The following is a 20830-nucleotide window of genomic DNA, read 5'->3' as shown; positions in this document are numbered from 1 at the left end:
GGGCCGCGGGCTCCGGGGGCTCCTCCCCGGTCTTCCCCGGGGCGCCCGCCGGGGCGCGGAAGAGCGTCGCGGTCCACTGGAGGTAGTAGTAGAGCGCGATCACGACGTTGACGGCCATGACGACGGCGAGCCAGCCGAGTCCGGCGTCGACGGCCGCGGAGAAGACCGTGACCTTGGCGAAGAGGCCGATGATGCCGGGCGGCAGACCGGCCAGGCAGAGCAGGAAGAAGGCCATCGCCAGGGCGGCGAGCGGGCGGGTGGCGTACAGGCCGCGGTGGTCGGTGATCCGGTTGCCGGGGTTCGTACGGGAGACGAGGGCGGCCACCGCGAAGGCGCCGAGGTTCACGACGGCGTACATGAGGGCGTACGCGACGGTGGAGCCGATGTGCTCGTCGCTGGAGTACCCGGCCGCGGCGATCGGCACCAGGAGGTAGCCGGCCTGGGCGACGGACGACCAGGCGAGCAGTCGTACGGCGCTGCGGGCGCGGCCGGCGTCCTGGCGCAGGGCGGCGACGTTGCCGACCGTCATCGTGAGCGCGGCGAGGACGGCGAGGGCCGGTCCCCAGACGTCGGCGTACGCCGGGAACGCGATCACGGTGACGAGGACGAGGCCGGAGAAGCCGACCGCCTTGCCGACCACCGAGAGGTACGCGGCGATCGGCAGGGGGGCGCCGACGTAGGTGTCGGGGACCCAGAAGTGGAAGGGCGCGGCGGCCGTCTTGAACGCGAAGCCGACCAGGGTGAGGGCGACGCCCGCCCCGGCGAGGGTGGTGAGCCGGCCGGGCACGTCGTCGAGCCGGGCGGCGATCTCGGTGAGGTGCAGGGTGCCGGTGGCCGCGTACACGAAGCTGACGCCGAGCAGCATGACGGCGGTCGCGACGACGGAGGAGAGGAAGAACTTCAGCGCGGCCTCGGAGGAGCGCCGGTCGCCGCGCTTGATGCCGACGAGGGCGAAGGCGGGCAGCGAGGCCACTTCCAGGGCGATGACGAGGGTGGCGAGGTCGCGGGCGGCGGGCAGGAGGGCGGCGCCGGCCGCGGAGGACAGCAGCAGGAACCAGAACTCGCCCGCCGGGAGCCTGCGGGTGTCGCCGACCGAGAGCAGGGCGGTGAGCAGGGCGCCGCCGAGTACGAGGGCCTGGATGACCAGGGCGAAGTGGTCGGCGGTGTAGCTGCACGCGGTGCCGCCCGTCGCGGCGGCGGCCTCGGTGAGGCAGAAGGTGGAGCGGTCGCCGGAGCGCAGCGGAACCAGGAGGGCGAGTGCGGCGACGAGCCCGGTGATGGCCAGCGGGCCGAGGAGCGGCTTGCGTCCCTCGGGGAGGAACAGGTCGGTGACCAGGACGATCAGGGCGAAGGCCGCGACCACGACCGGGGGCGCGATGGCGAGCCAGTCGACGGACTGGACGAGGCCGGTCACGCCCTCGGCCGCGGTGGTGACGAGGTCGGGGGCGCTCCCGGCCGCGGCGGTGACGGGGCCGGTGGTGCTCCCGGCCGCGGTGGTGACGACGTCCGGGGTGAGGACGGCTGGGGTCACGACTTGCCTCCTGCGAGGAGCTTCTGCACGGCCGGGTCGGTGAGGCCGAGGAGGACGGCGGGCCACAGACCGGCGAGGACGGTGAGCGCGACGAGCGGGGTCCAGGCGGCGAACTCGTACGCCCGGACGTCGGCGAGCTGCGGCTCCTCACGCTTCTCGCCCATGCAGACCCGGCGCACGACCATGAGCATGTACGCGGCGGTGAGCAGGGTGCCGAACGCGGCGATCGACATGAAGGTGAGGAAGGCCGGGCGACTGAGGCCGTCGGCGGGGTCGAAGGAGCCGAACAGGGCGAGCATCTCGCCCCAGAACCCGGCGAGGCCCGGCAGCCCCAGGGAGGCGACGGCGGCGAAGGCGAGGAGGCCGCCGAGGCGGGGGGCCCGGCCGTAGAGCGCGGCCCCGGTGGCGCCGGAGAGGGTGTCGAGGTCCGCCGTGCCGTACCGGTCCTTGACCGCGCCGACCAGAAAGAACAGCAGGCCGGTGATGAGGCCGTGGGCGATGTTGGCGAAGAGCGCGCCGTTGACCCCGGTGGGCGTCATGCTCGCGATGCCGAGGAGCACGAAGCCCATGTGGCCGACGGAGGAGTACGCGATCAGCCGCTTGAGGTCGCCCTTCGAGCCGGGGCGGACCAGGGCCAGGCAGGCGAGCGATCCGTAGATGACGCCGACGACCGCGAAGGCGGCGAGGTAGGGCGCGAAGGTCCGCATCCCGTCGGGGGCGACGGGGAGCAGGATGCGGACGAATCCGTAGGTGCCCATCTTCAGCAGGACGCCCGCGAGGAGGACGGAGCCGACGGTCGGGGCGGCGGTGTGGGCGTCGGGCAGCCAGCTGTGCAGCGGCCACATCGGGGTCTTCACCGCGAGCCCGACGCCGATCGCCAGCACGGCGATGACCTGCACGGACGTGGTGAGCCCACGGCCGTTGTCAGTGGCGAGTGCCACCATGTCGAAGGTGCCGCTCTTCAGCCCGATGAGGAGCAGGCCCAGCAGCATGATCACCGAGCCGAGCAGCGTGTAGAGGATGAACTTCCAGGCCGCGGCCTGCCTCTGCGCGCCGCCCCAGCGGGCGATGAGGAAGTACATCGGGATGAGCACCATCTCGAACGCCAGGAAGAACAGCATCAGGTCGAGGACGGCGAAGGTCGCGAGGGTGCCGGACTCCAGGACGAGGAGGAGCGCGACGAATGCCTTCGGGGAGGGGCCCGCGGGCGGCTTGAAGTAGCTGTGGAGCGCGCAGAGGAAGGTCAGCAGCGCGGTCAGCACGAGAAGGGGGAGCGAGATGCCGTCGGTGCCGAGGTGGATGCGGACGTCGAGCGCCGGGATCCAGCTGATGTCTGTGGTGGCCTGCATCTTCGACGGGTGGCCGTGGTCGAAGCCCGCGGCGAGCAGGATCGCGGCGAGCAGGACGGCGCCGGTGACGGTCACGCCGTGGCGGAGCACGGCCTGGTCGGGGCCGGTGCCCTTCAGTCCGGGCGGGGCGGGCAGCAGGGCGGCCACGGCGCCGAGGAGCGGGGCGGCGACGATGAACGCGAGAAGGAACTGCATCACGGATTCGCTGATATCGATCACGGCTCACGACCCGGCGTTGAGGTTGGCGAAGACGACGGCGGCGATCGCCAGGACCAGGGAACCGGCGAGCAGCGCGCCGAGGTAGGTCTGCACGTTGCCGGTCTGGGCGCGGCGGACGGCGGTGCCGAGCAGGCGCACGCCGGCTGCGGAGCCGCGTACGTAGGTGTCGACGACCTCGCGGTCCAGGAAGCGGACGAGGCTCGCCGCGGCCCGGACGGGGCGGACGAAGAGCGTCGTGTACAGGGCGTCGAGGTGGAAGCCGGCGGCGGCCGGGCGGTGGAGCGGGCCGAGCAGCAGTCGGCCGGGGTCGGCCGGGTCGGGGACCTCGCCGTCGGTCCCGTAGGCGGCGGTGTGCGCCGACAGGGCCTGGGCCTCGACGAGGGCGGGTTCGGCGTCGGCGCGGTCGTCGCCCCCGAACCCGCCCTCGTCGAGGCCCAGGCCCTGTCGGCGCACACCGCCGCCTACGGGACCGACGGCGAGGTCCCCGACCCGGCCGACCCCGGCCGACTGCTGCTCGGCCCGCTCCACCGCCCGGCCGKCGCCGGTGGAGAGGACGGCGGTGGTCACGGACGGGGTGAGGGCGTTGCCGTCGAACCACTCCGTGAGCGCGCCGGCGGCCAGCCCGAAGGCGATGGTGGGGGCGGCGAGCACCCACAGGGGGGCGGTCATCGCGGTGGGCTGCCTGCCGTGGTCGGGGGCCTCGGCGCCGCGGCCCCGGAAGGCGAGGAGCCAGAGGCGGGTGGCGTACGCGGCGGTGAGGGCGGCGGCGAGCAGTCCGGCGACGAGTACGGTCCAGCCGGCGGCGGCCGGGGCGACGTCCCGGTCCCCGAGCGCGGTGTGCTCGGCGGCGACGAGGACGGCTTCCTTGGAGAAGAAGCCGGCGAACGGCGGGATGGCGGCGAGGGCGAGCAGGGCGACGGTCATCGTCCAGTAGGCGTCCGGGACGCGCTTGGTGAGGCCGCCCATGCGGGACATGGCGGCCAGCGAGTTGGTCCCGGCGGCATGGATGACGACGCCCGCCGCGAGGAAGAGGACGGCCTTGAACGCACCGTGCGACAGGAGGTGGAAGACGGCGGCCCCGCGGTCGCCGACGGCCAGGGCGCCGGACATGTAGCCGAGCTGGCCGATGGTCGAGTAGGCGAGGACGCGTTTGATGTCGTCCTGGGCGAGGGCGGCGAGGCCCGAGCCGATCATCGTGACCGCCGCCATGACGGCGAGGACGACGAGGGCCGCGCCGGACGCGGCGAAGACGGGGAGGAGGCGGGCCACGAAGTAGATGCCGGCGGCGACCATCGTCGCGGCGTGGATCAGCGCGGAGACGGGGGTGGGGCCGGCCATCGCGTCGGGCAGCCAGGTGTGCAGGGGGAACTGCGCCGACTTGCCCGCGACGCCCGCGAGGAGCAGCAGGGCGATGAGGGTGGGGTGGTCGAGGCCGCCGTTGGCGACGGCGCCCAGGATGCCGGTGATGCGGAACGTGCCGGTGTCCGCGGCGAGCGCGAACAGGCCGATCAGGAAGGGGACGTCGCCGAGCTTGGTGACCAGGAACGCCTTGAGGGAGGCGGCGCGGGCCTCGGGCGTCTCCCAGTAGTGGCCGACGAGGAAGTACGAGCAGATGCCCATGATCTCCCAGCCGACCAGGAGCACCATCACGTCGCCGGAGTAGACGACGAGCAGCATCGCGGAGGTGAAGAGGGAGACGAGCGCGGCGTACGAGGGGTAGCGGGGGTCGTCGCGCAGGTAGGCGGTCGAGTAGATCTGCACGCAGGTGGCGACGAGCCCGACCAGGACGGCGACGAGGACGGCGAAGCCGTCGAGGTGCAGGGCGAGGTCGATCGGGACGGAGCCGGTGGGCGTGAGCTGTGTCGCCGCGTCGATGGCCCGGCCGCCGCCCTGGCGCGAGGCGACGAGGACGGCGAGCACGAAGGCGGCGAGGGTCGGCAGCACGGCCAGGGGGCGTACGTATCCGGGGGAGAAGAGGAGCGCGCGAAGCCCCGTCTCGGGGCGGTGGCGGGAGACGGGCGGGCCGAGGAGGAGACCGGCCGCGGCGCCCAGGAAGGGGAGGAGGGGAACGAGGACGGCGAGGGTCGTGGTGGTCACGCGGTGGCCTCCGCCTTCTTTGCCTTCCCTGCCGCAGCAGTGGCCTGGTCTTCGGTTCCGGTGTCGGTGTCGGTGCCGGTGCCGGGCCCGTCGTCGGGGAGGGATTCGGCGGCGTCGGTCTCGGCGGTGTCGCGGAGGCGGTCGATGTCCGAGGTGCCTCGGTTGCGGTACACGGCGAGGACGATCGCCAGGCCGATGCCGATCTCCGCCGCCGCGACGGCGATGGTGAAGAGGGCGAGGGCCTGGCCGGCGTGCAGGGTGTCGCGGAGCCAGACGTCGAAGGCGACCAGGTTGAGGTTGACGGCGTTGAGCATCAGCTCGACGGACATCAGGACGAGGATCGCGTTGCGGCGGGCGAGCACGCCGTACAGCCCGACGCAGAAGAGGAGGGCGGCGAGCACGGCGGGGTAGGCGAGGTGCATCAGCTCTGCTCCTTACCGCTCTTGCGGGACAGGACGACCGCGCCGACCAGGGCGGCGAGCAGCAGGACGGAGAGCGCTTCGAACGGCAGCACCCAGTGCCGGAAGAGGAAGGAGCCGGTGACCTCGGTCGAGCCCCGGGCCGGTCCGTCCAGGTCGATCCAGGTGGTGCGGAAGGCGTCGACGACGACCCAGACGAGTGCGCCGGCGGCGGCGACCGCCACGCCGATGGCCGCCCGCCGGTTGCCCGAGTCGGCGTCCGGGGAGCGGCCGATGGGGGCCTTGGTGAGCATCAGCCCGAAGAGGAGGAGGACGACCACGGAACCGACGTAGATCAGTACCTGCACCCAGGCGATGAACTCCGCGGTGAGCAGGAGGTACTCGACGGCGAGCCCACCGAGCGCCACGACCAGCCAGAGGGCGGCGTGCACCAGCTGCTTGGTCGTGACGGTGACGAGGGCCGCGCCGAGGGTGGCGAGGCCGACGAGGAGGAAGGCGATCTCGACACCGGTCGGCGAGAGGAAGCCGGAGGGGGCCGTGGTGGTCGCGGGGGTCGCGGTGACCGCTGTTGCCGCAGTGACCGCGGTGGCTGCGAGTGTCACTCCTCCCCCTCTGCTTCCTTCTGGTCCTGCCGGGCTTCCTGGGCGCGTTGGGCTTCGAGTTTCTCCGCGGTCTTGCGGGCGGCGGCGATCTCCTTCGGCTCCTCGGCGCCGGGGTCGAGCGCGGGCGGTTCGGGCACCGTCCACATCCAGGCGCGGAGTTTGTCGCGCTCATGGGTGAGGTCGAGGATGTCCGTCTCCGCGTACTCGAACTCCGGTGACCAGAACAGCGCGTCGAAGGGGCACACCTCGATGCAGATGCCGCAGTACATGCAGAGCGAGAAGTCGATCGCGAAGCGGTCCAGGACGTTGCGGCTGCGTTCGCGTCCGCCGGGGGCCGCGGCGGGCACCGTCTCCTTGTGGGAGTCGATGTAGATGCACCAGTCCGGGCACTCGCGGGCGCAGAGCATGCAGACCGTGCAGTTCTCCTCGAACAGCGCGATGACGCCGCGGGAGCGGGGCGGGAGTTCGGGCTGGACGTCGGGGTACTGGGCGGTGACCGTCTTCCGTGTCATCGTCCGCAGGGTGACGGCCAGCCCCTTGGCCAGGCCGGAGCCGGGGATGCGGGGCCGGGAGGACGGGTGCGACGCGGTCATCAGTTGATCGCCACCTTCACGATGCCGGTGAGCGCGATCTGCGCGAGGGCGAGCGGGACGAGGGTGGTCCAGGCGAGCTTCTGCAGCTGGTCCTCGCGCAGCCGGGGGTAGGTCACCCGCAGCCAGATGACGACGAAGGCCAGGACCGCGGTCTTGAGGAGTGTCCAGACCCAGCCGAGTCCGTCGGCGCCGAGCGGGCCGTGCCAGCCGCCGAGGAAGAGGACGCTGGTCAGCGCGCACAGGACGACGATGCCCGCGTACTCGGCGAGCAGGAAGAGCGCGAAGCGCAGCCCGGTGTACTCGGTGTACGCGCCGAAGATGATCTCCGAGTCGGCGACCGGCATGTCGAAGGGCGGGCGCTGGAGTTCGGCGAGCCCGGCCACGAAGAAGACCAGGGCGCCGACGATCTGCCAGGGCAGCCACCACCACTCGAAGGCGTCGAGGATGCCCGTGAGGGAGACCGTCCCGGCCGCCATCGCGACGGACGCGGCGGCGAGCAGCATCGGCAGTTCGTACGCGAGCAGCTGGGCGGCGGTGCGCAGGCCGCCGAGGAGGGAGAACTTGTTGGCCGAGGCCCAGCCCGCCATCAGCGAGCCGAGCACCCCGACGCCCATCACGGCGAGCACGAAGAAGATGCCCGCGTCGACGGCCTGCCCGACCGCACCCTCGCCGGGCCCGACCGGAATGGCGACGAGCACGAGGAGGTACGGCAGGAGCGCGACGGCCGGGGCGAGCTGGAAGACCCTGCGGTCGGCCCGCTCCGGGACGATGTCCTCCTTCTGCGCGAACTTCACGCCGTCCGCGACGAGCTGCGCCCAGCCGTGGAAGCCGCCCGCGTACATGGGGCCGAGGCGGCCCTGCATGTGGGCCATCACCTTGTGCTCGGTCTGCCCCACGACGAGCGGGAGGACCATGAACACGGCGAAGACGATGACGAGCCGGAGGGCGACGTCGAGTACGTCGTTCACGCGGTATCGCCTCCGGCGGGAGTGTCGGGAGTCTCCGGGGCCCCGGGGGTTTCCGGGGTTCCGGTGGATTCGGTGGATTCGGTGGATTCGGGGGTTCGGGGAGTCCTGGGGGCCTCGGGAGTCCCGGAGGTCCCGGGCGCCTCGGGGGGCTCGGAAGTCTCGGGCGCCTCGGAGGGCTCGGAAGTCTCGGGCGCCTCGGAGGACTCAGAAGTCTCGGGCGCCTCGGAGGACTCAGAAGGCTCAGAAGTCTCGGGCGCCTCGGGGGGCTCGGAAGTCTCGGAGGTCCCGGGCGTCTCAGGAGTCCCAGGGGCCCCAGGTGCCTCGGAAGGCTTGGGAGTCCCAGGGGTCCCAAGGGTCCCGGGTGCCTCGGGGGGTGTGTCCGGGTCGAAGGCCGGGCGGGCGTGGTGCCAGGGGGCATCGCTCGTGCCCGTACCCGTATCCGTGCCCGTGCCCGGCTTTGCCGGGGCGGGGGACGGCTTGTCCGGGGCGGAGGACGGTGCGTCCGGTGCGGGGGACGGCTCACTGTGCTGGCTCGCCGAGCCCTGCGAGGCGCTGCGGTTGCGGCGCGGCCGCGCGGCGGGCGCCGCGCCCGCGCCGGGGGCACCCGCATCCGGGGCGGCGGCCTCGGGAGCACCCGTCTCCGGAGCACCCGTCTCCGGGGCGGCCGTCGCGGCGCGTCGGCCCGCCGAGCCCTCGCTCGCGCTGCGGCTGCGGCGCACGGGGCGGTCGCCCGCCGCGCGCGGGGTGCGGGCCGGGCGGGACGGGGCGGGCGGGAGCTGCCCCTTCAGGGGGCCCCACTCGTTCGGGTCGGGGACACCGGGCGGCAGCATCGTGCGCCGCTTCGCGCCGCCGTGCTCCGACTCGCCCGGTTCCTTCGCACCCGGCCACGCCTTCGCGACGCGTGCCGCCAACACGAAGTCCTTGCGCAACGGGTGCCCCTCGAACCCCTCGGGCAGCAGCAGCGGCACCAGGTGCGGGTGGCCCTCGAAGCCGATGCCGAACATCTCGTGGGTCTCGCGCTCGTGCCAGGCGGCGCCCGCGTAGACGCCGACGGCCGTGGGAAGGACGGCGGCCTCGTGCGGAACGGTCGTACGGATCAGGAGCCGCCGGACCCCCTTGCCGGTCAGGGCCACGACATGGGCGCAGACCCGGAAGCCGGTGCCCGGTTCGTCGACCGCGCTCAGCCAGTCGAAGTAGGTGCAGCCCAGCCGGTCGCGGGCCGTTTCGAGGGCGGAGATCCAGGAGGCGGCCGGTACGTCGACGGTCAGCAGCTCGTGGGCGTGCTCGGCCGTCGCGCCCTCGCCGAAGAACTCGGCGGCGGCGTCCGGCAGCCGGTCGTGGGCGTCGGCGGCGTCGTTGCCGGTCATGCGCGGTCCTCTCCCGGGGTCTTTCGCTCGCCGTCCGCTCCCGAAGGCCGCGCGTCATCCGTCCCCGCAGCCCGCGGGTCACCAGGAGCCTGCGGGGCTTCCGAGCTCTGCGGGGCTCCCGGGGCCTGAGGGGCGGCGATCAGGCCACTGCGCAGTGCGGCGGTGGAGGGCCGGCCGCCGCCCGTCGCGTACCGCTCCCCCAGCGACTCGCGGGCGATCTTCTCCTGGAGCTTGAGGATGCCCTGGAGCAGCGCCTCGGGCCGGGGCGGGCAGCCGGGGACGTAGACGTCGACCGGGATGATCTGGTCGACGCCCTTGGTCACGGAGTACGAGTCCCAGTACGGGCCGCCGCAGTTGGAGCAGGCGCCGAAGGAGATGACGTACTTGGGCTCGGGCATCTGCTCGTAGAGCCGCTTCACGGCCGGGGCCATCTTGTCCGTCACCGTGCCGGAGACGATCATCAGGTCGGCCTGGCGCGGGCCGGGGGCGAACGGGATCACACCGAGCCGGATGAAGTCGTGCCGGGCCATGGAGGCGGCGATGAACTCGATGGCGCAGCAGGCGAGTCCGAAGTTGAAGACCCAGAGGCTGTAGCGGCGGCCCCAGTTCAGGACCACCTTCATCGGCTCGGGTGCCAGGCGCGACAGGACGCCGAGCCGCTTGGGCTCCGGCAGGAAGGTCGGCACGGGCTGCTGCTCGTCCGCCCCGTCGGACGGCGTGCTGGTCACGTCCATTCGAGGACGCCCTTCTTCCATGCGTAGAGCAGTCCCACGGCCAGGAAACCGAGGAAGATGAACATTTCGATCAGCGTCGTCGCCCCGTATCCCGGCGCGGCGAATACCGTCGCCCACGGGAACAGGAAGATCGAGTCGACGGCGAAGATCACGTACAGGAAGGCGTAGACGTAATAACGGACCTGGGTGTGTGCCCAGCCCTCGCCCACCGGGTCCACGCCGCATTCGTACGTCAGGAGTTTTTCCGGCGTCGGCACCACGGGGCGCAGCAGTCGGCCGGCCCCGAAGGCCACGGCGACGAACAGCACGCCGATCACGGCGAGCAGTCCGACCACTGAATATCCGTCGAAGTAGTCCGACGCGAGAACGGCCGGTGTCGATTCCGGCAGGTCCGGCAGGTCCGCCACGTCCGCCCCTCGCTCCCCTGGAATCCGTACGGTGATCTGTACGCACGGGAGTCTAGGCCCTGTTAAAGGGCGGGTAAGCAGCCGCATCGGGCAAAAGAGTCCTCCGGGAATGCCCCGGGGTGGGGTTATCCCCACCCCGCCCCACCCATGAGCCCCATGGCGTGCGCCGATCCGTACCGGCAGGCTGGACGCATGACCATGAGCCCCCAGGTGCCGGACGAAGACCGGCCACCGCCCGCCCGCATCATCCCCGATCGATGGACGTGGAAGGAGATCGGTCATCTCCTGGCCGACCTGCCGCTGACCATCGTCTGGTTTGTCTACGCGGTGTGCATGATCGGTGTCGGCGTGGCGCTCACGGTCACCGTGGTCGGTCTGCCCCTGCTCGCGGTCTCGCTGCACGGGGCGCGGCTGATCGGCCGGGTCGAGCGGGGCCGGGCGCGGGCGATGCTCGGGGTCCGGATCGACGAGCCGAGCCCGATGGTCCTGTCGCGCCGGGAGACGGGGTTCTTCCCGTGGCTGTGGTCGAGCATCAAGGACCCGGTGGGCTGGCGGGCCGTGCTCTACTGCTTCATCCGGCTGCCCTGGGGCGTGGTCGCCTTCGGGGTGACGCTGGTGAGCCTGATCGTGCTGTGGCCGGTGCTCCCGTACGTCACGCGGTTCCTCGGCAACGCGGACCGGGCGATGGTGCGCGGGTTGCTCTCGCCCTCCGACGAGCTGGAGCGCCGGATCGCGGAGCTGGAGGCGGACCGGGGGGTCGTCGTCGACACCGCCGCCGCCGACCTGCGCCGCATCGAACGCGACCTCCACGACGGCGCACAGGCCCGCCTCGTCGCCCTCGCCATGGGCCTGGGCCTGGCGAAGGAAAAGCTCACCGCCGACCCGGAAGCGGCCGCACGGATGGTCGACGAGGCCCACGGCGAGGTCAAGATCGCCCTCCAGGAACTCCGCGACCTCGCCCGCGGCATCCACCCCGCCGTCCTCACCGACCGCGGCCTCGACGCCGCACTCTCCGCCATCGCCTCCCGCTGCACCGTCCCGGTCACCGTGAGTGTGGACCTCCCGGCGCGCCCCGCGGAGGCGATCGAGGGGATCGCGTACTTCACCGTCTCCGAGCTGCTCCAGAACGTGAGCAAGCACAGCGCGGCGCGCTCGGCGACCGTCGAGGTCTGGCGCACCGGAAACCGGCTCATGCTCCAGGTCACCGACGACGGCCGGGGCGGCGCCAGGATGGACGGCGGTACGGGGATGGCGGGGCTGGCCGAACGGCTGGGCGCCGTGGACGGGCTGTTCGTCCTGGACTCGCCGGTCGGCGGGCCCACCACGGTCACCGCCGAGCTGCCCTGGCGCGACCGCGACCTGTCCAAACAGGCCGGGGCCGAACGCCTCCGGCACGGCTGAGCACCCGCACGGACAGCGGCAGCACCCCGCACACGGACAGCGGCACGCACCACCGGCGACACGCACCGGCGGCACACGTCGGCGACACGCGCCACCGGCACCCCGAGCAACAGCAGGAACCGAGAGGAAACGGACACACCCATGGCCACGGCATACGGACCGGACACGCGGGACCCTCAGCGGTCCGGGGCCGGTTCCGGGGAGACCTCCCCTCTGAAGCGACTGCTGCCCGCCGCGCTGCGGGCCCCGTTCGAGGGCAGGACCTGGCGCGAGTTCACGTACCTGGTGCTGAGCCTGCCGATCAGCCTGGTCCTGTTCAGCTTCTCGATCGTCCTGATGTCACTCGGCGTGGGGACACTGGTCACCTTCCTCGGGGTCCCGATCCTGGCCGGCGCGCTGGCCCTGTGCCGGGGCTTCGGCGCGCTGGAGCGGGCGCGGGCGCGGGCCCTGCTCGGGGTGGACGTGGCGGCCCCGGCGCCGGTGCGCGGGGCCACCGGCGGCCTGATGTCGTGGATGGGAGCGTCCCTGAAGAGCGGGACGTCCTGGCGGCACCTGGTCTACTCGCTGCTGCACCTGCCGTGGGCGCTGGTCGTCTTCTCCCTCGTGGTGCCGCTCTGGACCTGCGGCTGGGTCGTCGTCACGTATCCGCTGTGGCACTGGGCCCTCCCCTCGGACCTGACCGGCGACGGCATCCAGGTGTACTCCGACCGCAACCACACGACGTCCATCGACACCCCCGTCGATCTGGTGCTGTCCTTCGCGATCGGTCTGGTGCTCCTGCTGGTCATGTCGTGGGTCATCCGGGCGCTGGCGGGCGTGGAGCGGGCTCTGGTGCGCGGGCTGCTCGGCCCGTCCCGGCTCGCGACCCGGGTCTCGGAGCTGGAGTCGGACCGGGGGGTCGTCGTCGACACCGCCGCCGCCGACCTGCGCCGCATCGAACGCGACCTCCACGACGGCGCACAGGCCCGCCTCGTCGCCCTCGCCATGGATCTGGGCCTGGCGAAGGAGAAGCTCACCGCCGACCCGGAAGCGGCCGCACGGATGGTCGACGAGGCCCACGGCGAGGTCAAGATCGCCCTCCAGGAACTCCGCGACCTCGCCCGCGGCATCCACCCCGCCGTCCTCACCGACCGCGGCCTCGACGCCGCACTCTCCGCCATCGCCTCCCGCTGCACCGTCCCGGTCACCGTCACCGTGGACCTGGCCGACCGGCCGGCCCAGGCGATCGAGGGGATCGCGTACTTCACCGTCTCCGAGCTGCTCCAGAACGTGAGCAAGCACTCCCGGGCCACCCACGCCTCCGTCGAGGTCTGGCGCACCGGAAACCGGCTCATGCTCCAGGTCACCGACGACGGCCGGGGCGGCGCCGACCCCTCGACGGGCAGCGGGCTGGCCGGGCTGACCGAGCGGCTGGACGCGGTGGACGGCGTGCTGGCCGTGGACTCCCCGCAGGGCGGCCCGACCCGGATCACCGCCGAGCTGCCCTGGCGCGGCTGAGCCGGGCCCGTACGGCGGCGCGGGAGCCGCACGCAGCAGGCCCGTACGAGGGCCCGTACGACGGCGGGCGCCCGCGCAGCAGGCCCCGTACGACGGCGGGCGCCCGTACGGCGGGAAGCCCGTACGGCGCCCGCGGGCGCGACAGGACGAAGAGGACACCGCACCGCCGATACTGGGATGCTGGGGACCGTACGAACGGACCGAACGGCAGGGACGGACCAGTGGGGGGAAGCGGCTTCATGGTGGAGGACAGGGTGCGAGTGGTCATCGCCGAGGATTCGGTGCTGCTCAGGGAAGGGCTGACCCGGCTGCTGACCGATCTGGGACACGAGGTCGTCGCCGGGGTCGGGGACGCCGAGGCCCTGATCAAGACGGTGAACGACCTGGCGGGGCAGGACGCCCTGCCCGATGTGGTGGTCGCCGACGTGCGGATGCCCCCGACCCACACCGACGAAGGGGTGCGGGCGGCCGTGCGGCTGCGGAAGGAACACCCCGGAATCGGGGTCCTGGTCCTATCGCAGTACGTGGAGGAGCAGTACGCGACCGAGCTGCTGGCCGGGTCCAGCCGGGGCGTGGGCTACCTGCTGAAGGACCGGGTGGCCGAGGTCCGGGAGTTCGTGGACGCGGTGGTCCGGGTGGCGCAGGGCGGGACGGCGCTGGACCCGGAAGTGGTGGCGCAGCTGCTGGGCCGGAGCCGCAAGCAGGACGTCCTGGCCGGGCTGACGCCGCGCGAGCGCGAGGTGCTCGGGCTGATGGCGGAGGGCCGGACGAACTCCGCGGTGGCCAAGCAGCTGGTGGTGAGCGACGGCGCGGTGGAGAAGCACGTCAGCAACATCTTCCTGAAGCTGGGGCTGTCCCCCAGCGAGGGGGACCACCGGCGCGTCCTGGCGGTCCTGACGTATCTGAACTCCTGACCCGCCCGCGACCGGCCCCGCGCGGTGCGGCCGTGCCCCATGCGGTGCGGTCGTGCCCCCATGGATATTTGACGGCCCGTCAGATAACGTGCCGCCCTCGGGACCGCCCGCCCGGATCGAAGCCCGCACGCGTTCCGGCCCACCCCCGGTCCAACCCCGGTCGAGGCCGGCGGGAGCGGACGGGGTCCTAGCACCAAAGGATGAGGCCGTAAAGGCTTCGCCGGGTGGCCGAGGGACATGCAAAACGCGACAAAAAGGGATCGATTCGCGTCCCGAGATCACGTCCATCATGTGATCGGTCCAGGGAAGGGGACCCTTGCAGTCGTAGGGTGGGCCATGGGGACCGTCGGCGGGCCGGCCGGTCCCGAGCCGCCGCCCCGAGGGAGGTCCAGTTCAGTGACCAGCCAGGTCAGTAGCCCAGCCGAACAGGCCGATGAGGCCAGCGAGGCGCTCGTCGGGGGACAGCGCGCCCCCCGCTCCGATCACGCTGGAGCCGGCGAGAAGGAGATTCGTCGTCTGGACCGGGTGATCATCCGTTTCGCGGGTGACTCGGGGGACGGTATGCAGCTCACCGGTGACCGTTTCACTTCGGAGACGGCGTCGTTCGGGAACGATCTGTCGACGCTGCCGAACTTCCCGGCCGAGATCCGTGCCCCCGCGGGGACCCTGCCGGGGGTTTCGTCGTTCCAGCTGCACTTCGCGGACCACGACATCCTCACCCCGGGAGACGCCCCGGACGTGCTGGTCGCGATGAACCCGGCCGCGCTGAAGGCGAACATCGACGACGTGCCGCGCGGCGCGGAGATCATCGTGAACAGGACCGGGTGATCATCCGTTTCGCGGGTGACTCGGGGGACGGTATGCAGCTCACCGGTGACCGTTTCACTTCGGAGACGGCGTCGTTCGGGAACGATCTGTCGACGCTGCCGAACTTCCCGGCCGAGATCCGTGCCCCCGCGGGGACCCTGCCGGGGGTTTCGTCGTTCCAGCTGCACTTCGCGGACCACGACATCCTCACCCCGGGAGACGCCCCGGACGTGCTGGTCGCGATGAACCCGGCCGCGCTGAAGGCGAACATCGACGACGTGCCGCGCGGCGCGGAGATCATCGTGAACACCGACGAGTTCACCAAACGCCCGATGGCGAAGGTCGGTTACCACACCTCCCCGCTGGAGGACGGGTCGCTGGAGGGCTACCGGGTCCATCCGGTGCCGCTGACCACGCTGACGGTCGAGGCGCTCAAGGAGTTCGGCCTGTCGCGCAAGGAGGCCGAACGCTCGAAGAACATGTTCGCGCTGGGCCTGCTGTCATGGATGTACCACCGCCCGACCGAGAACACCGAGGCGTTCCTGCGCCGCAAGTTCGCCAGGAAGCCGCAGATCGCCGAGGCGAACGTGGCCGCGTTCCGGGCCGGGTGGAACTTCGGGGAGACCACCGAGGACTTCGCCGTCTCCTACGAGGTCGCCCCCGCCACCCACGCCTTCCCCCCGGGCACCTACCGCAACATCTCGGGGAACCTGGCCCTGTCCTACGGACTGATCGCCGCATCCCGCCAGGCCGACCTGCCCCTGTACCTGGGCTCCTACCCCATCACCCCGGCCTCCGACATCCTGCACGAACTGTCCCGCCACAAGAACTTCGGCGTGCGCACCTTCCAGGCCGAGGACGAGATCGCCGGGATCGGGGCCGCGCTCGGCGCCGCGTTCGGCGGCTCCCTCGCCGTGACGACCACGTCCGGGCCGGGTGTGGCACTGAAGTCCGAGACGATCGGACTGGCCGTCTCCCTGGAACTGCCGCTGCTCGTGGTCGACATCCAGCGCGGCGGCCCGTCCACGGGACTGCCGACCAAGACCGAGCAGGCCGATCTGCTGCAGGCCATGTACGGGCGCAACGGCGAGGCCCCCGTCCCGGTCGTGGCCCCCAAGACCCCGGCGGACTGCTTCGACGCCGCCCTGGAGGCCGCCCGGATCGCGCTGACGTACCGCACCCCCGTCTTCCTGCTGTCCGACGGCTACCTCGCCAACGGGTCCGAGCCCTGGAAAATCCCCGAACCCGACGAACTGCCCGACCTGCGGGTCCGGTTCGCGACCGGCCCCAACCACGAACTGGCCGACGGCACCGAGGTGTTCTGGCCCTACAAACGCGACCCCGAGACCCTCGCCCGCCCCTGGGCCGTGCCCGGCACCCCCGGCCTGGAACACCGCATCGGCGGCATCGAGAAACAGGACGGCACCGGCAACATCTCCTACGACCCGGCCAACCACGACCACATGGTCCGCACCCGCCAGGCCAAGACCGACAACATCACCGTCCCCGACCTCACCGTCGACGACCCCGACCACGCACGCACCCTCGTCCTGGGCTGGGGCTCCACCTACGGCCCCATCACCGCAGCCGTCCGCCGCCTGCGCAACGACGAACAGCCCATCGCCCAGGCCCACCTGCGCCACCTCAACCCCTTCCCCAAAAACCTCGGCGACATCCTGGCCCGCTACGACAAGGTGATCATCCCCGAGATGAACCTCGGCCAGCTCGCCACCCTCATCCGGGCCAAATACCTCACCGACACCCACAGCCACACCCAGGTCAACGGCATGCCCTTCAAGGCCGAACAACTCGCCACGGCCCTCAAGGAGGCCATCGATGCCTGACACCGACACGGCCAACCAGCTCCTGAACCTGGTTCCCAAGGCCGAGGCCGAACAGACCATGAAGGACTTCAAGTCCGACCAGGAAGTCCGCTGGTGCCCCGGCTGCGGCGACTACGCGGTCCTGGCCGCCGTCCAGGGCTTCATGCCCGAACTCGGCCTGGCCAAGGAAAACATCGTCTTCGTCTCCGGCATCGGCTGCTCCTCCCGCTTCCCGTACTACATGAACACCTACGGGATGCACTCCATCCACGGCCGCGCCCCCGCCATCGCCACCGGCCTGGCCACCTCCCGCCGCGACCTGTCGGTCTGGGTCGTCACCGGCGACGGCGACGCCCTGTCCATCGGCGGCAACCACCTCATCCACGCCCTGCGCCGCAACGTCAACCTCAAGATCCTGCTGTTCAACAACCGGATCTACGGCCTCACCAAGGGCCAGTACTCCCCCACCTCCGAAATCGGCAAGATCACCAAATCCACCCCCATGGGCTCCCTCGACGCCCCCTTCAACCCCGTCTCCCTCGCCCTGGGAGCCGAAGCCTCCTTCGTCGCCCGCACCATCGACTCCGACCGCAAACACCTCACCGGCGTGCTGCGCGCCGCCGCCGACCACCCCGGCACCGCACTCGTCGAGATCTACCAGAACTGCAACATCTTCAACGACGGCGCCTTCGAAGCCCTCAAGGACAAGGACCGGGCACAGGAAGCGGTCATCCGCCTGGAACACGGCCGGCCCATCCGCTTCGGCACCGACAACAACCAGGGCGTCGTCCGCAACCCCGACACCGGCGACCTCGACATCGTCACCGTCACCCCGGACAACGAAAACCGCATCCTGGTCCACGACGCCCACAACCCCTCCCCGACCACCGCCTTCGCCCTCTCCCGCCTCGCCGACCCCGACACCCTCCACCACACCCCCATCGGCATCCTGCGCGACGTCGAACGACCGGTGTACGACACCCTCATGGCGGAACAGCTCGACACCGCCGTCGAACAGCAGGGCAAGGGCGACCTCGGCGCACTCCTGGCCGGCAACGACAACTGGACCGTCGTCGGCTGACCCGGCACCACCCGCCGGACCGCCACCCACCGGACCGGCACCCGCACCACCCGCTCACCGCCGTCCCGCCGGACGGGCCACACCACGGCCCGTCCGGCGACGACGTACCGGGACCCGGTTCAGCCGAACCAGGTCCTGACGGCGGCCAGCAGTCCGTCGTGGTGCGCGCCGTCGGTGCCGAGCCAGGCGACATGCCCGTCCGGCCGTACCAGCACCGCATCGGCCCCCAATTCCTTGCAGGGCTCGGCCACCACCACGTCCAGCCGGTCCGCCCAGGCCGACAGGTCCGGGACGCCCCGGCCGCCGGACAGGTCCAGTACGACCCCCCGGCCGGAACGGAACAGCTCCGGGGTGGCCACGGCACCGGCCGACGTCATGAGGGTCGTGTCGGGGAGCACCGCACCGAGCAGTTCGTGCTCCGGATCCGCCGACCCCTCCACGGCCAGGGGATAACGCACCCGGGTGACGTACTGCGACAGGAACGTGTTGACCACGTCGAGCTCCAGCAGCTCGGCGAAGATCTCGCGCAGCGGAGCGGCCCGGTCGAGCGGCGTCTGCAACGGGATCTGGGCCAGGGCCCGCCGACACGCACGCCGTCCCACGGGATGCCGCTCGTGGTGATAGGAGTCCAGCAGCCCGGAAGGGGCCCGGCCCCGCACGGCGGCGGCGAGCTTCCAGCCGAGATTCACCGCATCGTGCACCGCGGTGTTCATCCCGTGCCCGGAGGACGGCGGATGCGGATGGGCGGCGTCACCGGCGAGGAACACCCGGCCCACGCGGTAGTTCCGGGCCAGCCGGGTGGGGCTCCCGTACCGCGTCATCCACCGCACCTCGCGCAGATCCGGTGCCTGACCGGTGATCCGCTCGATCGTGGAGCGGATCTCGTCGGCGGTGAGCGGCTCCCCGTCGGACGGGGGTTCCCGGTAGAACTCCACCGTCATCAAACGCACTTCGGTCGGGTCGGCCGGATTGACCGGCAGCACACCGAACTGGCCGCTCGGGTACGAGCCCGCCCTGAACAGTGCCTGCGCCTCGTCGTCCACGACGACATCGGCGATGACCCCGTAGTACGAGGGGGCGAGGTGATCGAACTCGAAGCCGGCCGCACCGGCCACGACGCTGCGGGGGCCGTCGCACCCGACGACGTAGGAGGCGCGCAGGGTGCCGGAACCCTCCGGCGAGACCACCGTGAGCGTCACGCCGTCCGGGTCCTGCTCGATGTCGATGACCTCCTGGCCGAGCCGCACCTCGACGCCCAGCTCGACGGCCCGCTCCCGCAGCAACTGCTCGCTGCGCCATTGGGGGACGATCAAGTCGTAATCGGTATCGGCGAGTTCGCCGTCGATGTCCCGGTAGACGAGACCGAAGTGACTGCGCCCCCAAGTGGGAGTGTCCGGTGTCCGGAAGCGTTCCTCCAGACCTCTCTTGCGCAGGAAATCCGCGATGTGTGCGTTGAGGAGCATGCCGCCGGAACGTTCCGGGAGCTCGGACCTGCGCTCCAGTACGACCGTGGCGGCCCCGGCCAGCCCCAGCTCGCACGCAAGCGTCAGACCAGCGGCGCCACCACCGACAATGACTATGGGATCAGACATGGTCCCAGCTTCCGCCACCGGGCTTAAGCGGCCGCAAAGCGCCGGGGTCTATGGGCCGGACGGACCGGGGCGGGACCCGGTTCCGGCCCTGGCCCCGGGGCGGGGCCGGTGGTGTGCCGGGCCGGTTCAGGCGGTGAGGGTGAGGATCGCCGGCCCCGTACGAGGGGATCACCCCCGGCCGCAGGTGCCGCACTCGCCGCGCCGCCTCAGGTGGTACGAGTACGTCGCGGCGCCCAGCGCGAGCCCCCACAGTCCCCAGAAGAACATGGGCGTGTTCGTCCCCCACATCTCGGGGTCGAAGCCGCTGCGGAAGTTCATCATCGAGCCGGGGAGCAGGGCCAACGAGACGATCGACGCCGGGATGATCGCGGTCAGCGGATGCACCGGCCCGCCCGCCTTGAACCACACCCAGCGCGGCCACACCTCGCCCCACCGGCTGACCAGCCCGTGGGTGAGCAGGCTGCCCAGTGTGGACATGATCCCCAGGCCCAGGCCGATCTCCAGCATGCCCTCGGTGTCCTGCATCTCCTTCAGGAACTCGTCCGTGATCCCCAAGGGCAGGCCGAAGTACCAGGCGAGCCGGGTGAGGTCGTAGGGGATCGTCGCCAGCACCGCGATCCACACGGCCTTGCGGCCCCACCGCAGCGCCCGCTCCGGCGAGGTCCACGAGGCGGCGGCCCGCTCGCCGCGCCCGCAGCTCGTGCACCGGTCGGCGGTGCGGCGCTGGTGGGCGAGGGTGGCCAGGGCCCACAGCAGCCCGCCCAGGAAGACGATGATCAGGTTGTCCCGGTGCCAGTACAGGATGTCCTCCAGCCCGCCCTGCGGCCCAGGGATCCCGGTGAACGCGAAGACCACCAGCGCCGGTGCGAACGCGACCACGGCGATCAGCGTGTAGTCCGGCACCCCGAAGGCCAGCAGCCCGGCCGTCAGCCAGCCGAAGACGAGCAGAGCCCTGCGTCTGCCCGGGGACACCGCGCGCCCCGTGCGCTGCTGGTGCAGCATCACGGCTCCGACGGCCGCAGCGACGGCGCAGAACGCCGCGAACACCGGGGCGACCACCTCGACCGGGCTCGGGTCGAGCACCGAGGAGGAGGCCCGGTCCTCGGGGACCCGGGCGAACGGGAAGCCCGCCCCGCCGAACGCCCAGTACACGTGCGCGGCCCCGTACAGCACCGACCAGGCGATCGCTGCGGGCGCGGACCACAGCGGCCACCGGGACCAGAAGCGCCGGAACGGACCGGGTCCCTTGCCGGTGACCGGGCTGCCGTCGCGGGCCTCCCGCTCCTCGATCACTGCGCCGACCATGGCGGACCGCCTCCTCGTGGATCTTCGTCGTCCTCGTACCCAAGGCTGTCGATCACGGGTCCCGCGGGGTATCTGCCGATCGGCAGATATGCCCGGGGCCCGACCTCGCGGGGCCGTGTTCGGC

Annotated in this window: 18 protein-coding genes; 6 read left to right on the top strand and 12 right to left on the bottom strand. The window is 71.8% G+C overall.

Annotated features, from left to right (window positions below; translation table 11 throughout):
• The 10 genes from EAO76_RS44845 to EAO76_RS27645 form a co-directional block, all read right to left on the bottom strand.
• On the bottom strand, positions 1–1414 hold a 1414-nt coding region (locus EAO76_RS44845), incomplete at its 3' end, for an NADH-quinone oxidoreductase subunit N (RefSeq protein ID WP_187438902.1).
• 113 nt (positions 1415–1527) lie between these two features.
• Entirely contained in the window at positions 1528–3075 is a 1548-nt protein-coding gene (locus EAO76_RS27685) for a NuoM family protein (RefSeq protein ID WP_148840343.1), read from the bottom strand.
• Between the two features lie 27 nt (positions 3076–3102).
• Positions 3103–5019 carry an NADH-quinone oxidoreductase subunit L gene (locus tag EAO76_RS27680; RefSeq protein WP_399463370.1) on the bottom strand — a complete coding sequence of 639 codons (1917 nt, stop codon included), beginning with the start codon at positions 5017–5019 and terminating at the stop codon, positions 3103–3105.
• Between the two features lie 173 nt (positions 5020–5192).
• A complete protein-coding gene (gene nuoK, locus EAO76_RS27675) occupies positions 5193–5618 on the bottom strand; it encodes an NADH-quinone oxidoreductase subunit NuoK (RefSeq protein WP_148838669.1) in 426 nt (141 codons plus the stop codon).
• Positions 5618–6217, bottom strand: a complete 600-nt coding sequence (locus EAO76_RS27670; RefSeq protein ID WP_148838668.1) for an NADH-quinone oxidoreductase subunit J — start codon at positions 6215–6217, stop codon at positions 5618–5620. The genes nuoK and EAO76_RS27670 overlap by 1 nt, the downstream gene beginning before the upstream one ends.
• Complete coding sequence (locus EAO76_RS27665; RefSeq protein WP_148838667.1) at positions 6214–6810, bottom strand: NADH-quinone oxidoreductase subunit I; 597 nt, start codon at positions 6808–6810, stop codon at positions 6214–6216. The genes EAO76_RS27670 and EAO76_RS27665 overlap by 4 nt, the downstream gene beginning before the upstream one ends.
• Positions 6810–7778 (bottom strand): complex I subunit 1 family protein, encoded by a 969-nt coding sequence (locus EAO76_RS27660; protein ID WP_148838666.1) that lies wholly within the window; start codon positions 7776–7778, stop codon positions 6810–6812. Before EAO76_RS27660 ends, EAO76_RS27665 begins: the two co-directional genes overlap by 1 nt.
• The gene (locus tag EAO76_RS27655; RefSeq protein WP_148838665.1) at positions 7775–9145 is read right to left on the bottom strand and encodes an NADH-quinone oxidoreductase subunit C; all 1371 of its coding nucleotides are present in this window, start codon (positions 9143–9145) and stop codon (positions 7775–7777) included. The genes EAO76_RS27660 and EAO76_RS27655 overlap by 4 nt, the downstream gene beginning before the upstream one ends.
• On the bottom strand, positions 9142–9879 hold the full coding sequence (locus EAO76_RS27650; protein ID WP_148838664.1) for an NADH-quinone oxidoreductase subunit B: 738 nt from the start codon (positions 9877–9879) through the stop codon (positions 9142–9144). Before EAO76_RS27650 ends, EAO76_RS27655 begins: the two co-directional genes overlap by 4 nt.
• Positions 9870–10277, bottom strand: a complete 408-nt coding sequence (locus EAO76_RS27645) for an NADH-quinone oxidoreductase subunit A (protein WP_148840342.1) — start codon at positions 10275–10277, stop codon at positions 9870–9872. Before EAO76_RS27645 ends, EAO76_RS27650 begins: the two co-directional genes overlap by 10 nt.
• A 201-nt stretch (positions 10278–10478) precedes the next feature.
• Here EAO76_RS27645 and EAO76_RS27640 point away from each other — a divergent pair, with 201 nt between their 5' ends.
• The 6 genes from EAO76_RS27640 (at position 10479) to EAO76_RS27615 (ending at position 17809) form a co-directional block, all read left to right on the top strand.
• Complete coding sequence (locus EAO76_RS27640; protein WP_148838663.1) at positions 10479–11687, top strand: sensor histidine kinase; 1209 nt, start codon at positions 10479–10481, stop codon at positions 11685–11687.
• 141 nt (positions 11688–11828) lie between these two features.
• On the top strand, positions 11829–13184 hold the full coding sequence (locus EAO76_RS27635) for a sensor histidine kinase (RefSeq protein WP_148838662.1): 1356 nt from the start codon (positions 11829–11831) through the stop codon (positions 13182–13184).
• A gap of 239 nt (positions 13185–13423) precedes the next feature.
• Positions 13424–14098, top strand: coding sequence for a response regulator transcription factor (locus EAO76_RS27630; protein ID WP_316248378.1), 675 nt, complete (start codon positions 13424–13426; stop codon positions 14096–14098).
• A gap of 396 nt (positions 14099–14494) precedes the next feature.
• Positions 14495–14926: a 2-oxoacid:acceptor oxidoreductase family protein gene (locus tag EAO76_RS27625; RefSeq protein ID WP_187438816.1), complete on the top strand. Its 432-nt coding sequence runs from the start codon at positions 14495–14497 to the stop codon at positions 14924–14926.
• Positions 14923–16749, top strand: a complete 1827-nt coding sequence (locus tag EAO76_RS27620) for a 2-oxoacid:acceptor oxidoreductase subunit alpha (protein WP_148838660.1) — start codon at positions 14923–14925, stop codon at positions 16747–16749. The genes EAO76_RS27625 and EAO76_RS27620 overlap by 4 nt, the downstream gene beginning before the upstream one ends.
• Complete coding sequence (locus tag EAO76_RS27615; protein WP_148838659.1) at positions 16742–17809, top strand: 2-oxoacid:ferredoxin oxidoreductase subunit beta; 1068 nt, start codon at positions 16742–16744, stop codon at positions 17807–17809. The genes EAO76_RS27620 and EAO76_RS27615 overlap by 8 nt, the downstream gene beginning before the upstream one ends.
• A gap of 119 nt (positions 17810–17928) precedes the next feature.
• On the opposite strand, the gene EAO76_RS27610 is transcribed toward EAO76_RS27615, so the two are convergent.
• Together EAO76_RS27610 and EAO76_RS27605 are read right to left on the bottom strand one after the other, a co-directional pair.
• A complete protein-coding gene (locus EAO76_RS27610) occupies positions 17929–19401 on the bottom strand; it encodes an FAD-dependent monooxygenase (protein WP_148838658.1) in 1473 nt (490 codons plus the stop codon).
• Between the two features lie 168 nt (positions 19402–19569).
• Positions 19570–20706, bottom strand: coding sequence for an NYN domain-containing protein (locus tag EAO76_RS27605; protein WP_262375794.1), 1137 nt, complete (start codon positions 20704–20706; stop codon positions 19570–19572).
• Between the last annotated feature and the right edge of the window lie 124 nt (positions 20707–20830).

Source organism: Streptomyces sp. sk2.1, from assembly GCF_008120935.1.
GTDB lineage: Bacteria > Actinomycetota > Actinomycetes > Streptomycetales > Streptomycetaceae > Streptomyces.
Note: the sequence above shows the minus strand (reverse complement) of the source record. Positions and strands in the feature narration are given on the sequence as shown.